We start from the raw sequence: 18,774 nt of genomic DNA on the forward strand, positions 1-18,774 counted from the left end.
GTTGCCGCATGAACGTCTGGAAAGCTCTCGGTCTCGCCGGGATGGCCGGGGTTGCGGCTACCGGGGCGTTGGTGGTGCGGTCCGAGCGCAAGCGGCGCGCGTATGCACCCGACGAAGTGCGCGATCAGCTGCACCGGCGGTTCGCGGCGATCTCCGCCGAGCCGGAACCCGTACCTGCTCCCCCGCTCTCGCGGGGGAAGCAGCTGTTGAGCAGACTTCGGTTCAGCCGAGCGCACTGAGGATGCGCGAGGCCATATCCTCGATCTCGGCGTCGGTCATGACGAACGCCGGCGAGATCTGCATTGCACCCTGTCCGGCCGCGCGGCCCGAAACACCATGAGCTCTCAACGTTTTCACGAACGGTAATGCCTCCGCCGGGTCGGCGAGCTGAACGGCTGCGACAGCGCCGATGCCGCTGCGGACTTCCGCGACCCGATCGTGGTCGGCCAGGGGCGCGAGGTGGGTGTGCAGTGCGGCTTCGATGCGCTTGGAGTGACTCAGCAGGTCCTCGCGCTCGATGATGTCGAGATTGGCCATCGCTGCGGCGGCTGCACCTGCGTGGCCACCGTAGGTGTAGCCGTGACGCCACCAGACTCCGCCTGCGAAGAACGGTTCGGCGATCTTCGGAGCGATGAACACTGCGCCCATCGGGACGTAGCCCGACGTCAACCCCTTGGCGGTCGTCATCAGGTCGGGTTCGAGCTCGAAGCGGGTGGAGGCGAACCAACTACCGCCGATCCGGCCGAATCCGGTCACCACTTCGTCGGCGACGAACAGCACGTCGTTGTCGCGGCAGATCTGCCGTACCTCACGTAGGTAGCCCTCGGGAGGCAAGTAGATTCCACCCGCTCCGATCACCGGTTCGCAGAAGAAGGCGGCGACGTTCTCGGCTCCGACCTCTTCGATCAGCGCGAGAAGCGATTTCGCGTCGTCCCACGCCACTGTTCTGGCGTCGGGCATCAGCTCGCCGTAGTTCTCCTTGTTGACCGGAATGCCGGCGAGCGCGGTGCCGGCGACGTGCATGCCGTGGTAGGCCTTCTGCCGTCCGACGATGATCTTCTTGGACGGCTGTCCCATTTCGACCCAGTAGCGGCGCGCGAGTTTCGCCGCGGTGTCGATGGAGTCCGATCCACCCGAGGTGAAGAAGATCTTGCTGCCCGGCACCGGTGCGATGGCGGCGAGACGATCGGCCAGCGCCAACGTGGTCTCGGGCACGAAGTCGCCGAAGTTGGAGTAGTGGGCGATCGAGCTCAGCTGCGCGGCAACGGCGTCGGCGATCTCGCGGCGGCCGTGACCGACGTTGGTGAACCACAGACCGGCGGTGGCGTCGAGGTATCGGTTGCCCTCGTTGTCGAAGATGTACGCACCCTCGCCTCGCGAGACGACGAACGGCCCATTGGCGGTGACGTTGCCCATGTCGGCGAAGCCGTGCCACAGCGCGGAGGTGTGTGTGGAGGCGGCTGGATCCAGGTCGGAAGACATGCGCTACACAGTAGTCACGTCGAATTCGGCGAGTGCATCGGTTCGTTCCCGGACGGAGTTCGGGTGAGTACCGCGTAACGGATATCCTGGTACGAGTATGTCTACCTCGAATTCGTCCGGTGATCGACGAGCACTCGCCGCACGTGTTGCACAGCTCACCATCCGCGACGAGAACCGGCTTCGACGACGTCTCGACAAGGCCCGCACCGAGGACGCCGTCGCCGCGCTCGAACGCGACGTAGCTCGCGCAGAAGCCGTCATCTCCACACGCCAGGCGGCAGTGCCCACCCTCGGATATCCGCAGGCGTTGCCCGTCAGCGCGCGCAAGGACGACATCGCCGCAGCGATCGCTGCCCACCAGGTCGTCATCGTCGCCGGTGAAACCGGGTCCGGCAAAACCACTCAGATTCCCAAGATCTGCCTCGAACTGGGGCGCGGAATCCGCGGCTCGATCGGTCACACGCAGCCCCGAAGGTTGGCGGCGCGCACCGTTGCCGAGCGCATCGCCGAGGAGGTGGGTCAACCACTGGGCGAATCGATCGGCTACAAGGTTCGATTCACCGATCAATCCTCCGATTCGACCCTCGTCAAGCTGATGACAGACGGCATTCTGCTGGCCGAGATCCAACGCGACCGACTGCTCCGCCAGTACGACACCCTCATCATCGACGAGGCGCACGAGCGCAGCCTGAACATCGACTTCATCCTGGGATACCTCGCGCAACTGCTCCCCCGGCGACCCGATCTCAAGATCGTCATCACGTCGGCGACAATCGATCCGGAGCGATTCGCGCAACACTTCGCACGCGACGGGGTCGCAGCACCGATCATCGAGGTATCCGGCCGTACGTTCCCGGTCGAGATGCGGTATCGACCTCTGACGGTCGACGCGGGAGAAGCGACGATCGACCTCGATCCCGTCGATGCCACCTGCCAGGCCGTCGACGAGCTGATGTCCGAGGGTGACGGCGACATCTTGGTGTTCCTGTCCGGTGAACGCGAAATTCGCGATACCGCGGACGCGCTGGCCGATCGCAATCTCCGCAACACCGAGATCGTGCCGCTGTACGCCAGACTCTCTGCCGCCGAACAGCATCGGGTGTTCTCACCGCACTCGGGACGCCGGGTCGTGCTGTCGACGAACGTGGCCGAAACGTCGCTGACGGTCCCCGGCATCCGCTACGTCGTGGACCCGGGCACCGCGCGCATCTCGCGATACTCGTTGCGCACCAAGGTGCAGCGGCTGCCCATCGAACCGATTTCACAGGCGTCTGCGCGGCAGCGGGCGGGTCGCTGCGGACGCGTCGCCGACGGGATCTGTATCCGGTTGTACTCGGAGGAAGACTTCGAGTCTCGTCCACAGTTCACCGAGCCGGAAATTCTGCGCACCAATCTGGCCTCGGTCATTCTGCAGATGACCGCGCTCGGATTGGGCAAGATCGACGCGTTTCCCTTCGTCGAGCCGCCGGATCCACGCAGCATCCGCGACGGTATCGGCTTGCTGGAAGAACTCGGAGCACTGAAGCCGGCCACCAAGGACGGCACTGCCGAACTCACCCCGATCGGCCGCGAACTGTCCGCCCTTCCTGTCGATCCTCGAATGGCACGAATGTTGGTCGAGGCCAACGGCAACGGATCGCTTCGTGACGCGCTGGTGGTGGTGGCGGCGTTGTCGATTCAGGACGTGCGGGAGCGTCCCGCCGAGCACCAACAGGCTGCAGACGAGAAGCATGCCCGTTTCGCCGTCGAGAATTCGGACTTCCTGGCGTACGTGCAGCTGTGGAAGTACCTGCGGCAGCAGCGAGACGAGCTGTCTTCCAATCAGTTCCGACGCATGTGCCGCACCGAGTTCCTGCACTACCTGCGGATCCGCGAGTGGCAGGACCTGCACGGACAACTCCGCCAGATCACTCGCGGCCTCGGATGGACGGTGCCCGACGCAGAGTCGAGCGAGAACGCACTGCATCAGTCCCTGCTGTCGGGCCTGCTCTCGCACGTCGGCCTCAGAGAGGGCGACAAGCGTGAATTTCTGGGTGCCCGCGGAGCACATTTCGCGATCTTCCCCGGGTCAGGTCTGTTCAAGAAGCCACCGCGCTGGGTCATGGCTGCAGAACTGGTCGAGACCGGACGATTGTGGGGCCGGATGGCCGCCCGCATCGAACCGGAATGGGCCGAACGGTTGGCACCGCATCTGGTGAAGCGCACGTATTCCGAACCACACTGGTCGATCAAACGGGAATCGGCGCTGGCCTACGAACGGGTGACGTTGTACGGCATCCCGTTGGTGACGCAGCGCCCGGTCAACTATCACCGCATCGATCCCGAGGCGTCTCGCGAGCTCTTCATCAGGCATGCCCTGGTTCAGGGCGAATGGAAGACCCAGCACGGGTTCTTTCACAAGAACAGGGCTCTGCTCGACGACGTCGGCGAGCTCGAACATCGTGCTCGGCGACGGGACATCGTCGTCGACGACGACGCACTGTTCGATTTCTACGACGCCCGCATCGCCCCGGAAGCCGTGTCCGCGCGACACTTCGACACCTGGTGGAAGAAGGCCCGCCGGCAAGATCCGTCCCTGCTCGACTTCACTACGGACACCGTCGTCAACTCGGACGCCGCGTCGGTACTGACGGGTGCGTATCCGGACGCGTGGCGACAGGGTGACATTCAATTCCCACTGACGTATCAATTCGAGCCCGGCACGGCCGCTGATGGCGTCACCGCGCGGATTCCCATCGCACTGCTCGCTCAGGTACAGCCGGTCGGCTTCGACTGGCTGGTGCCCGGGATGCGCGCCGAGCTCGTCACCGCCTTGATCAAGACGCTACCGAAGGCATTGCGACGCAACGTGGTTCCGGCTCCGGACTTCGCTGCGGCCGCGTTGGCAGTGATGAAACCGCGGGCCGAAACACTCGTGACGGCTCTGGCCCGAGAACTCTCACGGGCCGCACAGTGCCACATCACCGCGAAGGACTTCGACACTGCGGCGCTACCCGATCACCTGCGAATGACGTTCGCCGCGGTCGACCCGTCCGGGACCGTGCTCGGCAGCAACAAGGATCTGACTGCGCTGCGCGCCGGTCTGGCCGGTGAGGTCGGCCGACAGGTCGCACGTGCGGTCGGCGACGCGGAGCGCGCCCCGACGCTGGCGTGGACCTCGGGCACGTTGGGCCGCTTGGAACCCACGGTCACCCGAGACGTGGGCGGGCAGAAGGTCACCGGGTACCCGGCGTTGGTACCCGAGGGTTCGGGCGTGGCGGTGCGAGTGCTCAGTACCCCCGCCCAGCAACGAGCAGCCATGCGCGCGGGCACCCGCACTCTGCTGCTCGCCACGGCACCGAAGGGAACGAAGGCGCTGTTGGCCGGGCTGCCGACCGCCGAACGTCTCGCGCTCGGCCAGAACCCGTACGGCGGCGTCGATGCGCTGCTCGAGGAATGCCGTGCGCTCGCTGTGGAAGAAGCGATGGACGCGCACGGCGGACCGGTTCGCGATCCGGCCGAGTTCGACAAGCTCAGGGCACTGGTGGACGCGGAGGTTCCGCGGCGTACTGCTGCTGTTCTCGCACTGGTTCGACCGGTCCTGACGGCCGCGTTGGCTCTGTCGGCCCAGTTGCAGAGCGCATCGGGTGAGCCGGCCGACGATGTCCGAGAACAGCTCGACGGCTTGATCTTTCGCGGTTTCGTCACCGAATTCGGTTCTCGACGGTTGGCCGATCTGCCACGCTATCTCGCTGCGGCGACGAAGCGGCTGTCCACTCTGCCGAGCAGCGCGGGCCGCGACGCTGCGGCGATGGACGTTCTCGACCGGGTGTACGGCTCGTACGGGCGGCTGTTGGATTCGCTTCCGGAGAGCAGGAAGAACAGCCCGGGTGTGCAGGAGCTGTTCTGGATGATCGAGGAGCTGCGGGTGGGGCTGTTCGCGCAGGGAATTCGTACCGCGTATCCGGTATCGGAGAAGCGCATCGAGAAGGCGATCGCCGATCAGTCTCGCTGATCGGCCCGCGGTTCACTCGACGTCGGCGGACTCTCGATGTTTGCGGAGTTCGTGAATTTCCTTCTCGAAGTCCTCTGCCGAACTGAACGAACGGTAGACCGATGCGAAACGAAGGTAGGCCACTTCGTCGAGATCGCGTAGCGGTCCGAGAATGGCCAGGCCCACTTCGTTGCTGGGAATCTCGGCCGAACCGGCCGCGCGAATATTGTCTTCGACCTGCTGAGCCAGCAGGTTCAGCGCGTCGTTGTCGACGTCTCTGCCCTGGCAGGCGCGACGAACTCCTTTGACGACCTTCTCCCGACTGAACGGCTCGGTCACACCACTGCGTTTCACGACGGCGAGCACGGCAGCCTCCACGGTGGTGAAGCGTCGACCGCACTCGGGGCAGGACCGGCGTCGCCGTATTGCCTGACCCTCGTCCATTTCACGCGAATCCACCACGCGTGAGTCGGGGTGCCTGCAGAACGGGCAATGCATGAGGGAGCCTCCGTCGTAGCCGATACTCCGACGACGAACGTGCGCGTCGGGGCAGTCTTCGAGGATACTCAGCCACGCTGGGCACCATGGTGCCGGTGGTCATCTGCTGGGTGCGTACTCGACGAGCGCTCCGTCGTGAACCATGACCGCGCCGGCGGGCTGAGTGGCCGCGTCGGGTGTGGTTGCGCTCAGATTCGCGACGCCGATCAGACCGCCGGCCACGACGACCACAGCCAACATCCACAGAACGAGAGAGCGTGGGCGCACGGTCTGGCTCGCGAAATGGGCCGAGGTGTCGTCGAAGTCTCGATCCGCCATCTCGCGATCGGTGACGTCGGTCCAGGACTCGGCCACGACAGGCAAGCACGGGCCGTTCTGCGTCCGACGCGCGTGGTTCTGCAGCACGGGCCGCGAGCGCCGACGACGCTCGACGACACCGGATCGCGAACGCATACCGGCAGTGGTGGGACGATCGGTGGTGATGGTCATCGGAACCTCGTCTTCGCTCGTTGGATCGATTGTTCGATCAGGCGTTCGATGGACGCTTGTTCGAAGTTCTATCACGCGCCTCCGACAAAGTCTGTAGAAAGTGCGACACGAGTCGAACAGATGTTTGATTCAACAGCTGATACACGCTAGATTCGTGTCAGAAACCACACGCCACACGAGTCGACATCATCAACTCCAGTCCGCGTGGATCGATACCGCGTAGACCGAATCCAGCCGCATCAGCAGGAGGCCGACAGCATGAAGGACGAGACCTCGACGAGGTCCATCACCGGTTCCAGTACGACGGGTTCCACGAAAGCTGGTTCCACGCGAGCCGGATCCTCGACGGTCGGCAAGGCTGCAGCCGGAAAGCCGGCTGCCGAGCCGACCCCGAAGGCCATGGAGGTGGGCACCGACATCAGTGCAGGGCTCACCGAGCGCCAACGGAAGGTGTTGGAGGTCATCCGGGCCTCGGTCACCGAGCGCGGATACCCACCCAGCATTCGAGAGATCGGCGATGCCGTGGGCCTGACGTCGACGTCGTCCGTCGCACATCAGCTTCGCACCCTCGAACGCAAGGGGTTCCTGCGGCGCGACGCCAACCGCCCTCGCGCTGTGGACGTACGCGGACTGGACGAGGTGCAGGCCGATCAGGCCGCGGCAGCGGTGGACGGTTCGGCAGCGTCCGACGAGCAGGATCGGTTGCCGACGCCGACGTTCGTGCCGGTTCTCGGACGGATCGCCGCGGGTGGACCGATTCTGGCGGAAGAAGCCGTCGAGGACGTGTTCCCACTCCCCCGCGAGTTGGTCGGTCAGGGATCGTTGTTCTTGCTCAAGGTCGTCGGCGAGTCCATGATCGACGCGGCGATCTGCGACGGTGACTGGGTGGTGGTGCGTCAACAGTCCGTGGCCGACAACGGCGACATCGTCGCGGCGATGATCGAGGGTGAGGCCACGGTCAAGACGTTCAAGCGTTCCAAGGGTGAGGTGTGGCTCATGCCGCACAACCCACTGTTCGAGCCGATCCCGGGCAACAATGCCGCCATTCTCGGCAAGGTCGTCACCGTGATGCGCAAGCTCTGAACTCTGTTCGGACACAACGAAGAAGGGCCGCAGCACAGATGCTGCGGCCCTTCTCGTCGGTCCTGAACGATCGGCAGAATCAGAGATTCAGTCCGCGACCGATGATCTCCTTCATGATCTCCGTGGTGCCGCCGTAGATGGTCTGTACCCGAGAATCCATGTACGCCTTGGCAATCGGGTACTCCTTCATGTAGCCGTACCCACCGTGCAGCTGAAGGCATCGGTCGATGAGCTTGACCTGGTTCTCGGTGGTCCACCACTTGGCCATGGCAGCTTCCTGCACGGTCAACTTGCCGTCGTTGAGCAGTTCGATGAATTTGTCGACCATGATGCGGGTGGCGGTGGTTTCGGTAGCGAGTTCCGCCAACACGAATCGCGTGTTCTGGAACTTTCCGATCGACTTACCGAATGCCTTGCGGTCACGGCAGTACTGGATGGTCATCTCCAGTGCCGATTCCATGGCTGCAGCGGCGACGACGGCAATCGAGAGCCGCTCCTGAGGCAAGTTCTGCATCAGGTAGATGAAGCCCATGCCTTCTTCGCCGAGCAGGTTGGCGGCAGGAACCCGAACGTCGGTGAAGCTGAGTTCCGCGGTGTCCTGGGCCTTCATGCCGATCTTGTCGAGGTTGCGGCCACGCTCGAATCCGGGCATGTCGCGCTCTACGACCAACAGGCTGAAGCCCTGGGCACCTTTCTCGGGGTCGGTGCACGCTACGACGATGATCAGATCGGCATTGATGCCGTTGGTGATGAACGTCTTCGAGCCGTTCAGTACCCAGTCGTCACCGTCCCGAACGGCCTTGGTCTTGATGCCCTGCAGGTCGCTACCGGTACCCGGCTCGGTCATGGCGATCGCAGTGATCAGCTCACCGGAGCAGAATCCGGGCAGCCACCGCTGCTTCTGCTCGTCGTTGGCCAACTCGATGAAGTACGGCGCGACGACGTCGTTGTGCAGGGTGAAGCCGATGCCGCTGTAGCCGCCGCGGGTGGTTTCCTCGGTGACGATGGCGTTGTAGCGGAAGTCCTTGACGCCGCCGCCGCCGAACTCCTCCGGTGCGGCAGTCCCGAGGAAGCCCTGCTTGCCGGCCTCTACCCAGACGCCGCGGTCGACGATGTTCTGCTCTTCCCACTTCGCGTGATTGGGGGCTACGTGCTGTTCGAGAAACTTCCGGTACGACTCCCGGAACAGCTCGTGCTCGGGCTCGAAAAGTGTGCGTTCCACGCGGGTCTCCTTGTTCGGTGCGCACCGTCCTCGACCACGAGAAAGGGGTGTCACAGCGCGGTCGTCGGTGCGACTGACGTCACCGTTCAACAGTACGTTCGCGGTGCACCGGGGGTCGATGACCAAAACGTGCGCGATCCGTGACCGCCCCTGCTAGCGTCGTCGAGTCGTTCTCCCTCGGGCCAACGCCGAGACGATCGGGTATCCCACGAGGATGCCCAGCGATCCCCACGCGATACCACCGAGTTCGACCGATCCGACGGAGAGCGTCAGGTCGCCGATTCCGGCGACGAGTGCGGCGGCGACGACGGTGAGGTTCACCGGATCGGTGAAATCCACCTTGGCATCGGTCCAGATTCGAACGCCGAGCAGTCCGATGAGTCCGTAGAGCACGAGTGTCGCTCCACCGATGACACCGTCCGGGACGGTGAAGATCAGCGCACCGAACTTGGGCGAGAACGCCAACACGATCGCGGTGATCGCGGCAACCCAGTACGCCGCGGTCGAGTACACGCGGGTGGCGGCCATGACGCCGATGTTTTCCGCGTACGTGGTGGTTCCCGATCCACCGGCCGCACCGGCGAGGGTGGTCGCCAACCCATCGGCGATCAGAGCGTCACCGGCGACGTCGTCGAGGTTCTTTCCGGTCATCGCCGCGACGGCCTTGACGTGTCCGACGTTCTCGGCGACGAGGACGATCACCACCGGCAGCGCCACCAGAATCACCGACAGCTGGAAGGACGGGCCACGGAACTCGGGTAACCCGATCCAGCTCGCGGCGCTCAGAGCATCGAGTCGTGGTTGCGCGATACCGCCGGTGACGGCAGCGAATACCCAGCCCACGACCACACCGAGCAGGATTCCGAGCCGACCCACCAGACCGGGACCGACGGCCGTCGCGAGGAGAATCGCCACCAGGGTGACGGCCGCGACGAGCGGTTGCGCCTCGAACGAGGTCGTCGCGGCAGGGGCCAGATTGAGCCCGATCAATACGACCACCGCACCGGTGACGACGGGCGGCATCGCTGCGTCGAGTACCCGCGCTCCGGCGAACTTCACGACGAAGCCGATCGCAGCCAGCACGACGCCGACGCACAGAACGGCACCGAGTTGCGCGGCCGGACCGTCTGCTGCGGTCGCACCGAGCGGGGCCAGGAAGGCGAACGACGACCCGAGGTAGCTCGGCACCCGCCCGCGCGTGATGATCAGGAACAACGCGGTACCGATGCCCGAGAACAGCAGCGTCGTCGAGACCGGGAAACCGGTGATGGTCGGAACCAACAGTGTGGCCCCGAACATCGCGACGACGTGCTGCATCCCGATGCCGACGGTGCGTGGCCACGACAAGCGTTCGTCCGGTGCGACCACCGCCCCCGCGTCGACGGTTCGTCCGTTTCCGTGCAGCGTCCAACCCAAAGTTCTCATGATGGGAAGAGACTATTGCGTCAGCCCAGGATCGCGCTCACTGCCTCACGGGCTGCGGCGGTGCTGTCGGTCTTCAGTGCAGCGGCAGCAGCGGCCTTGCACTGATCGAGGGTCACGGTCGCCAACTTGGACCCGACGTGGGCGACGGCGGCGGAGGCCGCGGACAATGACGTGATGCCCATTCCTACCAGCACACAGGCCAGCAGGGGGTCGGCGGCAGCTTCGCCGCAGACACCGACGGGCTTGCCCACCTTCGCGCCGGCCGCCGCCGTGTGCGCCACCAGCGCGAGCACGGCCGGTTGCCACGGATCGGTCAGACCGGCCAGCTGCGCCGACATCCTGTCGGCGGCCATCGTGTACTGAGCCAGATCGTTGGTGCCGATGGACAGGAAGTCCACGTGCTCGAGGATGTGCTCGGCGAGCAGAGCGGCAGCGGGAATCTCGATCATGACGCCCGGGGTCAGTCCGCGTTCGCGCACATCCGCGGCGAAATCCTGTGCTTCCTGCGCGGTGGCGATCATCGGTGCCATCACCCACGGGGACGACTCGGTCGCCTTCGCTGCCGCGGCGATGCCGTCGAGCTGGCGGTACAGAATGCCGCGGTCGGCTTCGGCGATACGGATACCGCGGATGCCGAGCGCCGGATTGGCCTCGTCGGGGTGGTTGGCGAAGCGAAGGGGCTTGTCCGAACCGGCGTCGAGGGTGCGGACGACGACCTTCTTGCCTGCGAACGCGTCGAGGACCTGGCCGTAGATCTCGGCCTGCTCGTCCACGGTCGGTTCGGAATCGCGGTCCAGGAAGCACAGTTCGGTGCGGAACAATCCCACCCCGTCGGCTGCGCTGGAGCGCGCTGCGCGGGCACCGGCACCGTCCTGAACGTTGGCGAGGATATCGACGGAATGTCCGTCGGAGGTCGCGCCCGGCCCGGTCCACCGAGACACTCGGTCCAATTCGTCCCTGGCCGAGACGACTGCTGCGCGGGCGGTGTCGGCATCCGGTTCCAGTTCGATGCGTCCGCTGGTTCCGTCCACGGATGCATGCGTGCCGGCGGCGATGTCGTCGAGGCCTGCGACGGCCACGATGCAGGGGATCCCCAGCTGCCGCGCGATGATCGCGGTGTGACTGGTCGGGCCGCCCAGTGAGGTGGCGAGGCCGACGATGAGGGTGGGGTCGAGGCCCGCGGTGTCGGCGGGTGCCAGGTCGTCGGCGAACAGTACCGACGGCTCGGCCGGCACGGGAACACCCGGCTCGGACACACCGAGAATTTCGGCGATGACGCGATCGCGAATGTCGCGCAGATCGGTCACTCGTTCGGCCATCAATCCGCCGAGCTGGGTGAACATGGCGGCGAACTTCTCGGTCGCGGCAGCAGTGGCGGTGACGGCGGTGCTGCCCTTGGCGATCGAGGATCGTGCGGCCCCGAGCCAACCACGGTCCGATGCCATGGCCGCATTCGCCGACAGCACCTCCGACGCTGCCCCGGTCGCCAACTCTGCACGGCCGCGCAGCCGCGTCGCGACGGCGTTCGCGGCCGAGTCGAAGATGTCCTTCTCCGCATCGCGATTCGCTACGGCCACCTCACCGGTGTCGGCCGGGATGGCCGGACGTGCCCCGGGACGGATGACGGGTCCGTAGCCGACTCCGGGCACGACGGGTGTGCCGCGCAGTGTCGTGGACTCCGCTCCGATCGACGACGTCCCATCTGCAGCAGGTGTTGCATCGGTGTGTCCGGTCGATGCGGTGCTGACCGATCCCGTCATGTGGTCCTCCTCGGATCCTGCGTGTACGTCTGTCGTCCCGGATGTCAGATGAGTGTGCCGCACCTGGCTTCCCGATGATGTTGTGACCGAGATTACTCCAAACCCTTGACATGTCAACACACACGGGCGTAAAACAACATAAAGCAACATCAGCCGGGAAGGAGACGCAGGTGTACGCAGAAGAAAGACAGCACGCCATCGCTGAGCTGATCAGCACGCAAGGACGCGTCTCCGTCAACGACCTGGCTGCCAACTACGGGGTCACCACCGAAACCGTGCGACGCGATCTGGCCACCCTCGATCGACTCGGAGTGGTACGCCGCGTGCACGGTGGAGCAGTACCCGCCTCGGCGCTGACCACACTCGAGCCGGGCGTTTCGGAGCGGGAATTCACCCGCGCGGACCAGAAGGATGCGATCGCAGCGGCTGCATTGTCGTTCCTCCCACCCGTCGGCGGCAGCGCCGTCTTCGATGCGGGCACCACCACCGGCCGCCTGGCGGGACTGCTCCCGCACGATCGCGAACTCACCATGGTCACCAACTCCGTACCGATCGCAGCCCGGGCCGCAACCATGCCGAGCATCAGTCTTCGATTGCTCGGCGGGCGTGTTCGAGGAACGACACAGGCCGCTGTGGGCGACGAGGCACTGCGCGCCCTCGAATGGCTACGGGTGGACGTTGCGTTCATCGGAACCAACGCCATCAGCGTCGGACACGGACTGTCCACCCCCGACAGCGACGAAGCCGCGGTCAAGCGCGCCATGGTCGACGCCGCCAACCATGTTGTCGTGCTGGCAGATTCGTCGAAGATCGGGCGCGAGCACCTGGTGAGTTTCGCCCGAGTCGACACCATCGACGTCATCGTCACCGACAGCGACATCTCGAACGAAGACCGTAAACAACTCAGCAACAAAGGAATCGAGGTGGTGATCGCATGATGGTCACGCTCACGGCCAATCCGAGCATGGACCGCACGGTCACGCTCGAGACGCCACTGACCCGCGGCGGAGTGCACCGGGCGTCGTCCTCGGCCGTCGACCCGGGTGGCAAGGGCGTCAACGTCGCTCGCGTCATCGGCGGATCGGGAGTAGAGGCGCTGGCCGTCCTGCCGGCCAACGTCGGCGATCCATTACTCGACGCGATGTCCGCCAAAGGCGTTCGATACTCGGCAGTTCCGACGTCCGGACCGGCGCGCACCAACATCACCGTCAGCGAAATCGGTGGCACGACCACCAAGATCAACGAGCCGGGTGCAACGGTGTCGGAGCAGACACGCGCCGAGCTGCGAGACCGGATTCTCACTCTCGCTGTCGATGCCGAGTGGGTGGTGCTGTCGGGTTCGCTTCCTCCCGGCCTGCCCGTCGACTGGTACGCGGAACTGGTTGTCGCCCTTCGCGCTACCACGGCCAAAGTTGCGGTGGACACCTCCGACGAGCCGCTGCTCGCTCTCGCGGATCGGTTTCCGGAATCGGCACCCGACCTGATCAAGCCCAATTCGGAGGAACTCGCCCAGCTCACCGGGTACGATTCCGAGGAGTTGGAAAGCGCTGCGGCACAGGGTGATCCATCGGCCGCTGTCGCCGCCGCAACCATTCTTCTCGGCCGAGGAGTAGGTGCCGTACTGGCGACGCTCGGCAGCGCCGGAGCAGTCCTGGTCACCCAGGGCGGTGCCTGGTACGCCAGCCCACCTCCGATCACTGCCGTCAGCACCGTCGGCGCAGGAGACTCCTCGCTGGCCGGCTACATTCTGGCCGACGTCGAGAACTGTTCCGACGCAGACAAACTTCGCCGCGCCGTCGCCTACGGAACGGCAGCCACCGCACTTCCAGGCACCACGCTTCCCCTGCCCGAGCAGACCCATCCGACTTCGGTGACGGTTCGCGCGCTCGACATCTCCACGTCCGTCACCCCGTCCACGCTCTCCCCTTCTTCGAACCGTCTCTAGGAGCCCCCATGTCCAGCCCCACCGAAGATCAGCCGATCATCGCCGAGGATCTGATCCTCCTCGACGCCGATCTGGGCGAATCCAAAGCTGCCGTCATCGAACGCCTCGCAGGCGTGCTGTCCCACGCGGGTCGCGCAACCGACACCGACGCCCTGCGCGACGCAGCCCTTGCTCGCGAAGCTCAGTCGGCCACCGGCCTGCCCGGCGGCATCGCAATTCCGCATTGCCGTTCCGAGGCGGTCACGAGCGCCTCGCTCGGCTTCGCCCGCCTGAACCCCAAGGTCGACTTCGGCGCCCCCGACGGCCCCGCCGACCTCGTCTTCCTCATCGCTGCACCGGCCGGAGCCGGTTCGGCGCACATGAAGCTGCTCTCGAGCCTGGCTCGGGCACTGGTCAAGCCCGAGTTCGTCACCTCACTGCGCAACGCGTCCTCGCCCGCCGAGATCGTCTCGCTGGTCGACGGAGTCATCAACCCGGCCGCCAAGCCGGTTGCCGCAACCGCTGCAGCTGCGCCGGTCGACACCGCGAAACACAGTGCGCCTGCAGCCACCCCCGAGACGGCAACAACCGCCTCGCCCAAGCACATCGTGGCAATCACCGCCTGCCCCACCGGAATTGCGCACACCTACATGGCTGCCGATTCACTCGTCGCCGCAGGTGAGCGCGCGGGCGTCACGGTGCACGTGGAGACTCAGGGCTCGAGCGGCAGCACGCCCCTCGACCCCGCACTCATCGCCGGTGCCGAGGCCGTCATCTTCGCCACCGACGTGGGCGTCAAGGGCCGTGAGCGATTCGCCGGTAAGCCCGTCATCTCTTCCGGTGTCAAGCGCGCCATCAACGAGCCCGACGTCATGGTCACCGAAGCGCTCCGCGCAGCTCTCAATCCGGATGCTGCCCGCGTCGGCGGCACCGCCGTCGCGGCCGGCTCCACCGACTCTGCCGGTGAGCTCGGATGGGGCACCCGCCTGCGTCAGATCCTGCTGACCGGTGTCAGCTACATGATTCCGTTCGTCGCCGCCGGTGGACTCCTGATCGCCCTCGGATTCCTGCTCGGTGGGTACGAAATCAAGGATGTCGCCGAAGACATCGTCGTCAACAACTCCATCACCTCGCTGCCCGAAGGCGGAATCGCCGCCTACCTCGGTGCCGTGCTGTTCCAGATCGGCGCGCTGTCCTTCAGCTTCCTGGTGCCCGCGCTGGCCGGTTACATTTCCTATGCCATTGCCGACAGACCAGGTCTGGCACCAGGTTTCACCGCCGGCGCAGTGGCTGTGTTGGTGGGCGCAGGCTTTATCGGCGGTCTCGTCGGTGGCCTCATTGCCGGCTTCGTCGCACTGTGGATCAGCAAGTGGAAGATCCCCGCAGTTCTGCGCGGCCTGATGCCGGTTGTCATCATTCCGCTGTTCGCAACACTCATCGTCGGTGCCATCATGTTCCTGCTGCTCGGCAAGCCGCTCGCCGCGATCACCAGTGGACTGACCGACTGGCTCAACGGACTCAGCGGTTCCTCGGTGATCATCCTCGGCATCATTCTCGGCCTGATGATGTGCTTCGACCTCGGTGGACCGGTCAACAAGGCGGCCTACGCATTCGCCACTGCAGGCCTGTCGGTCACCGACACCGCCTCACTGCGCATCATGGCAGCGGTCATGGCCGCAGGAATGGTGCCGCCCCTGGCCATGGCACTGGCCTCGACCGTTCGTTCGCGTCTGTTCACCGAGGCCGAGCGCGAGAACGGTAAAGCTGCCTGGTTCCTCGGAGCAGCATTCATCTCCGAGGGCGCCATCCCGTTCGCCGCGGCCGATCCGTTCCGCGTCATCCCGTCGATGATGGCCGGTGGCGCAGTCACCGGGGCCATGATCATGGCCTTCAACGTGACCCTCAGTGCGCCCCACGGCGGCATCTTCGTGTTCTTCGCCATCGGAAACATCCTGTGGTTCATCGTGTCGCTGGCCGTGGGCACCATCGTCTCCGCGTTCCTGGTGGTCTCCGCCAAGCAGTTCATCAAGGGCAAGAACGCACCGACCGACGCCGAACTCGACCCGGCACTCGCCACCGTCTGACGCTCGATACGATCCAACGAACCCACTACGCAAGGAGCAGCACATGCCCAGCACCACAGTCGCAGTCGGATCCTCGATCGGCCTGCACGCCCGCCCCGCAGCACTGATCGCCGATGCCGTAGCCGAAGCCGGAGTCGACGTCACGCTGGCAACAGCGGACTCCGAGCCGGTGGACGCCGGTTCGGCCCTGATGATCATGACGCTCGGCGCCACCAAGGGCACCGAAGTCACCGTCACCAGCGACGACCAAGCAGCACTCGACAAAGTTGCAGCACTCGTCGAAGCAGACCTGGACGCCTAACCAGAGCGCATCGATCGCCGGACGGTGAATCCCACCGCTCCGGCGATCAGCACCACCCCGGCAGCGACGGCAGCTCGGAATTCCCATTCCGAGTCCGTCGCTGTCGTCGTCTGTGCGGGTGCCGCAGGAGCAGCAGGATCGCGGGTCGGCGACGCCGACGCAACCGAGGCGGACGATGGTGTCGACAGCTCCACCGACGTCAGGTTCGGAATCTTCAGAATGGGCGGCAGCGTTCCGTCGGTCGGTCCGAACCCGGCTTCCGACGCGAGCAGAAGGGAACCGTCGTCCAGGAACGTCGCCGCCTCGCCCTGCGGCTGAGCCGGTAGCGCGACGACGGCTCGGGGTGAGGTGGGGTCGACCAGCGCCGACGCGACGTCCCCGTCGGGCGGACGGAACACATACGCATCGGTGTACGTGCGCACCACGGCGGTCGATCCGTCTGCACTCACCGTTCCCCCGGTCGCCAGAATCGAGCCGACCACGAACGGCGGACCACCGGCCGTCTCGGTGGCCGTGAAAGCCAGCTCGCCGACCTTGCGCAGCGGCGTCGGACCGGGACTGCTCAAATCGGTGACGGATTCGTCTCCGACAGGGACGTACACGCCGCTGACACCCGAGAGTTCCTTGGTGACGATCACCGGCCGACCGCCGGGTTCGATGAGCAGTGTCTCGGCGTCGTGTGCGCCGTCGGGGTAGGCCAGTCGATACAGCTCGCCCGCGCCTGTTTCCGGGTCCATTCGCGTCAGTGCCACAGTGTCGCGGCGCAACTGATTGTCGCCGATGTCGGCCAACCACAGTGAGCCGTCGTACGACGCCATGTCCTCCACGTCGTACGGGTCGACGGGAACGTCGATCCAACGCTGCACCGCACAGTTCGCGTCGAGCACCGCGACCCGATCGTCGGCACCGCTGTCGCCGATCCCGTACACGGTGCCGTCGAGCACCGTCGCACCGGACAGCTCTTCGAGTCCGGGATCGGTTGGTAGACAGTAGGTTACAACGTCGACCGGCGCGGCCAGGGCGGTCGAAGCACAAGTCAGCACGATCGCCGTGCCGACCACGGCCGCGGCGCCACCACGCACCACTGCGCGCGGATTCACCGAACTCAGGCGCTGGGTACGGTCGCGGTGAACTCGACGAGGGCGGCCGCAAGTGATTGCGGCACACGAGCTTCGACGCGCGTGCCGTCCGCCTCGTGCGTCGACGACACTATTCGGCCATCGGTGTGGATCCTGGCGACCAGGTCGCCGCGGGTGTACGGGACGAGAACGTCGACCAACACATCGGGCTCGGACAGTATGTCGCCGAGGTGATCCCGCAGCGCATCGATGCCTTCACCGGTCTTGGCCGAGACGAATCGTGCGCCGTCGAGCAGGCCACGCAACTGCGTCAGCTGGACCGGATCTGCGGCGTCGATCTTGTTGACCACCAACAACTCCGGTGGCATCTTCGCGTCCTGCTCGCGGACCACCTCGGTGATCACTTCGCGTACTGCTTTGATTTGATCGATCGGTAGCGGATCGGAACCGTCGACCACGTGCAGCAACAGGTCGGCGTCGGTCACTTCCTCCAGCGTGGAGCGGAAGGCCTCGACCAGCTGGGTCGGCAAATGCCGGACGAATCCGACGGTATCGGTCAGCACGATCGCGCGGCCGTCTTCGAGCGTCGACTTCCGCGTCGTCGGATCGAGGGTTGCAAACAGCGCATTCTGAACCAGCACACCGGAACCGGTCAGCGCGTTCAACAGACTCGACTTGCCCGCATTGGTGTATCCGACGATCGCGATCGACGGCACCGTGCCACTGAGCCGCTGCTCGCGTTTGGTGTCGCGAGCCTGCTTCATGCCTTTGATCTCAAGGCGGAGCTTGGCCATGCGCTCACGGATGCGTCGGCGATCGGTCTCGATCTTCGTCTCACCCGGTCCACGAAGACCCACGCCGCCGTTGCTACCGGCGCGTCCGCCGGCCTGACGCGACATGGATTCACCCCAGCCGCGGAGCCTGGGCAACATGTATTCCATCTGGGCGAAGGCGACCTGTGCCTTGCCTTCTCGTGACGTCGCGTGCTGCGCGAAGATGTCGAGGATCAGTGCGGTTCGATCGATGACCTTGACCTTGACGACCTTTTCCAGCGCATTGAGCTGGGCGGGCGTCAGTTCGCCGTCGCAGATCACAGTATCGGCCCCGGTCGCGAGCACGATGTCGCGCAGTTCCTTGGCTTTGCCCGAGCCGATGTAGGTTGCCGCGTCGGGTTTGTCCCGACGCTGCATCAGCGCCTCGAGTACTTCGGAGCCTGCAGTCTCGGCGAGCGCGGCCAGTTCGGTCATGCTGGATTCGGCCTGTGCCGCAGTACCGGTGGTCCATACTCCGACCAGTACGACGCGTTCGAGGCGCAACTGCCGGTACTCGACCTCGGTGACGTCGGCGAGCTCGGTCGACAGTCCGGCGACTCGTCGCAGCGCAGTCCGCTCCTCGAGTTGCATATCGCCCGAGGACGGGGAGTCATCGTCGAGGGGTGAGCGCGCCATCCGCCT

15 protein-coding genes are annotated in these 18,774 nt (G+C 65.3%); 7 read left to right on the top strand and 8 right to left on the bottom strand.

All coding sequences use genetic code 11. The annotated features are described in order from the left end of the window. Positions 1–8: 8 nt before the first annotated feature. Complete coding sequence (locus tag JLZ96_RS01995) at positions 9–239, top strand: hypothetical protein (protein WP_094652936.1); 231 nt, start codon at positions 9–11, stop codon at positions 237–239. Here the strand turns inward: JLZ96_RS01995 and JLZ96_RS02000 are convergent. After that, positions 223–1,482: an aspartate aminotransferase family protein gene (locus tag JLZ96_RS02000; RefSeq protein ID WP_032383678.1), complete on the bottom strand. Its 1,260-nt coding sequence runs from the start codon at positions 1,480–1,482 to the stop codon at positions 223–225. The genes JLZ96_RS01995 and JLZ96_RS02000 overlap by 17 nt on opposite strands. Positions 1,483–1,579: 97 nt before the next feature. Between JLZ96_RS02000 and hrpA the strand changes: the two genes are divergently transcribed. Then, the gene (hrpA, locus tag JLZ96_RS02005) at positions 1,580–5,476 is read left to right on the top strand and encodes an ATP-dependent RNA helicase HrpA (protein WP_201009412.1); all 3,897 of its coding nucleotides are present in this window, start codon (positions 1,580–1,582) and stop codon (positions 5,474–5,476) included. Positions 5,477–5,488: 12 nt separating this feature from the next. Here the strand turns inward: hrpA and nrdR are convergent, their stop codons facing one another. Both nrdR and JLZ96_RS02015 read right to left on the bottom strand, forming a co-directional pair. Then, on the bottom strand, positions 5,489–5,953 hold the full coding sequence (gene nrdR, locus JLZ96_RS02010; RefSeq protein ID WP_027496857.1) for a transcriptional regulator NrdR: 465 nt from the start codon (positions 5,951–5,953) through the stop codon (positions 5,489–5,491). A 99-nt stretch (positions 5,954–6,052) separates the two neighbouring features. Beyond that, entirely contained in the window at positions 6,053–6,442 is a 390-nt protein-coding gene (locus JLZ96_RS02015) for a hypothetical protein (RefSeq protein ID WP_201009413.1), read from the bottom strand. A 399-nt stretch (positions 6,443–6,841) separates the two neighbouring features. Here JLZ96_RS02015 and lexA point away from each other — a divergent pair, with 399 nt between their 5' ends. Beyond that, entirely contained in the window at positions 6,842–7,525 is a 684-nt protein-coding gene (gene lexA, locus JLZ96_RS02020; protein ID WP_027496855.1) for a transcriptional repressor LexA, read from the top strand. 79 nt (positions 7,526–7,604) lie between these two features. On the opposite strand, the gene JLZ96_RS02025 is transcribed toward lexA, so the two are convergent. The 3 genes from JLZ96_RS02025 to ptsP all read right to left on the bottom strand — a co-directional run bounded on the left by JLZ96_RS02025 (position 7,605) and on the right by ptsP (position 11,860). Continuing rightward, positions 7,605–8,747, bottom strand: coding sequence for an acyl-CoA dehydrogenase family protein (locus JLZ96_RS02025; protein ID WP_027496854.1), 1,143 nt, complete (start codon positions 8,745–8,747; stop codon positions 7,605–7,607). Between the two features lie 153 nt (positions 8,748–8,900). Beyond that, positions 8,901–10,172, bottom strand: coding sequence for a uracil-xanthine permease family protein (locus tag JLZ96_RS02030; RefSeq protein ID WP_179274449.1), 1,272 nt, complete (start codon positions 10,170–10,172; stop codon positions 8,901–8,903). Between the two features lie 20 nt (positions 10,173–10,192). Beyond that, positions 10,193–11,860, bottom strand: coding sequence for a phosphoenolpyruvate--protein phosphotransferase (gene ptsP, locus JLZ96_RS02035; RefSeq protein WP_201010631.1), 1,668 nt, complete (start codon positions 11,858–11,860; stop codon positions 10,193–10,195). A gap of 242 nt (positions 11,861–12,102) precedes the next feature. On the opposite strand from ptsP, the gene JLZ96_RS02040 reads away from it, so the two are divergent. From JLZ96_RS02040 to JLZ96_RS02055, 4 genes are read left to right on the top strand one after another with little or no spacing between them, the layout of a single operon-like run. Continuing rightward, positions 12,103–12,870, top strand: a complete 768-nt coding sequence (locus JLZ96_RS02040) for a DeoR/GlpR family DNA-binding transcription regulator (protein ID WP_027496851.1) — start codon at positions 12,103–12,105, stop codon at positions 12,868–12,870. After that, complete coding sequence (locus JLZ96_RS02045; protein ID WP_201009414.1) at positions 12,867–13,877, top strand: 1-phosphofructokinase family hexose kinase; 1,011 nt, start codon at positions 12,867–12,869, stop codon at positions 13,875–13,877. The genes JLZ96_RS02040 and JLZ96_RS02045 overlap by 4 nt, the downstream gene beginning before the upstream one ends. An 8-nt stretch (positions 13,878–13,885) precedes the next feature. Continuing rightward, positions 13,886–15,940, top strand: a complete 2,055-nt coding sequence (locus JLZ96_RS02050; protein WP_048318369.1) for a fructose-specific PTS transporter subunit EIIC — start codon at positions 13,886–13,888, stop codon at positions 15,938–15,940. 43 nt (positions 15,941–15,983) lie between these two features. Continuing rightward, complete coding sequence (locus JLZ96_RS02055; RefSeq protein ID WP_027496848.1) at positions 15,984–16,241, top strand: HPr family phosphocarrier protein; 258 nt, start codon at positions 15,984–15,986, stop codon at positions 16,239–16,241. Here the strand turns inward: JLZ96_RS02055 and JLZ96_RS02060 are convergent. Together JLZ96_RS02060 and hflX are read right to left on the bottom strand one after the other, a co-directional pair. Next, on the bottom strand, positions 16,238–17,341 hold the full coding sequence (locus JLZ96_RS02060; protein ID WP_201009415.1) for a hypothetical protein: 1,104 nt from the start codon (positions 17,339–17,341) through the stop codon (positions 16,238–16,240). The two genes, JLZ96_RS02055 and JLZ96_RS02060, sit on opposite strands and share 4 nt — an antisense overlap. Before the next feature lie 5 nt (positions 17,342–17,346). Then, a complete protein-coding gene (gene hflX / locus JLZ96_RS02065) occupies positions 17,347–18,768 on the bottom strand; it encodes a GTPase HflX (protein WP_236254047.1) in 1,422 nt (473 codons plus the stop codon). Positions 18,769–18,774: the final 6 nt, after the last annotated feature.

The sequence above is a fragment of the Rhodococcus sp. NKCM2511 genome (assembly GCF_014905595.1).
In the GTDB taxonomy this organism is placed as follows: domain Bacteria; phylum Actinomycetota; class Actinomycetes; order Mycobacteriales; family Mycobacteriaceae; genus Rhodococcoides; species Rhodococcoides fascians.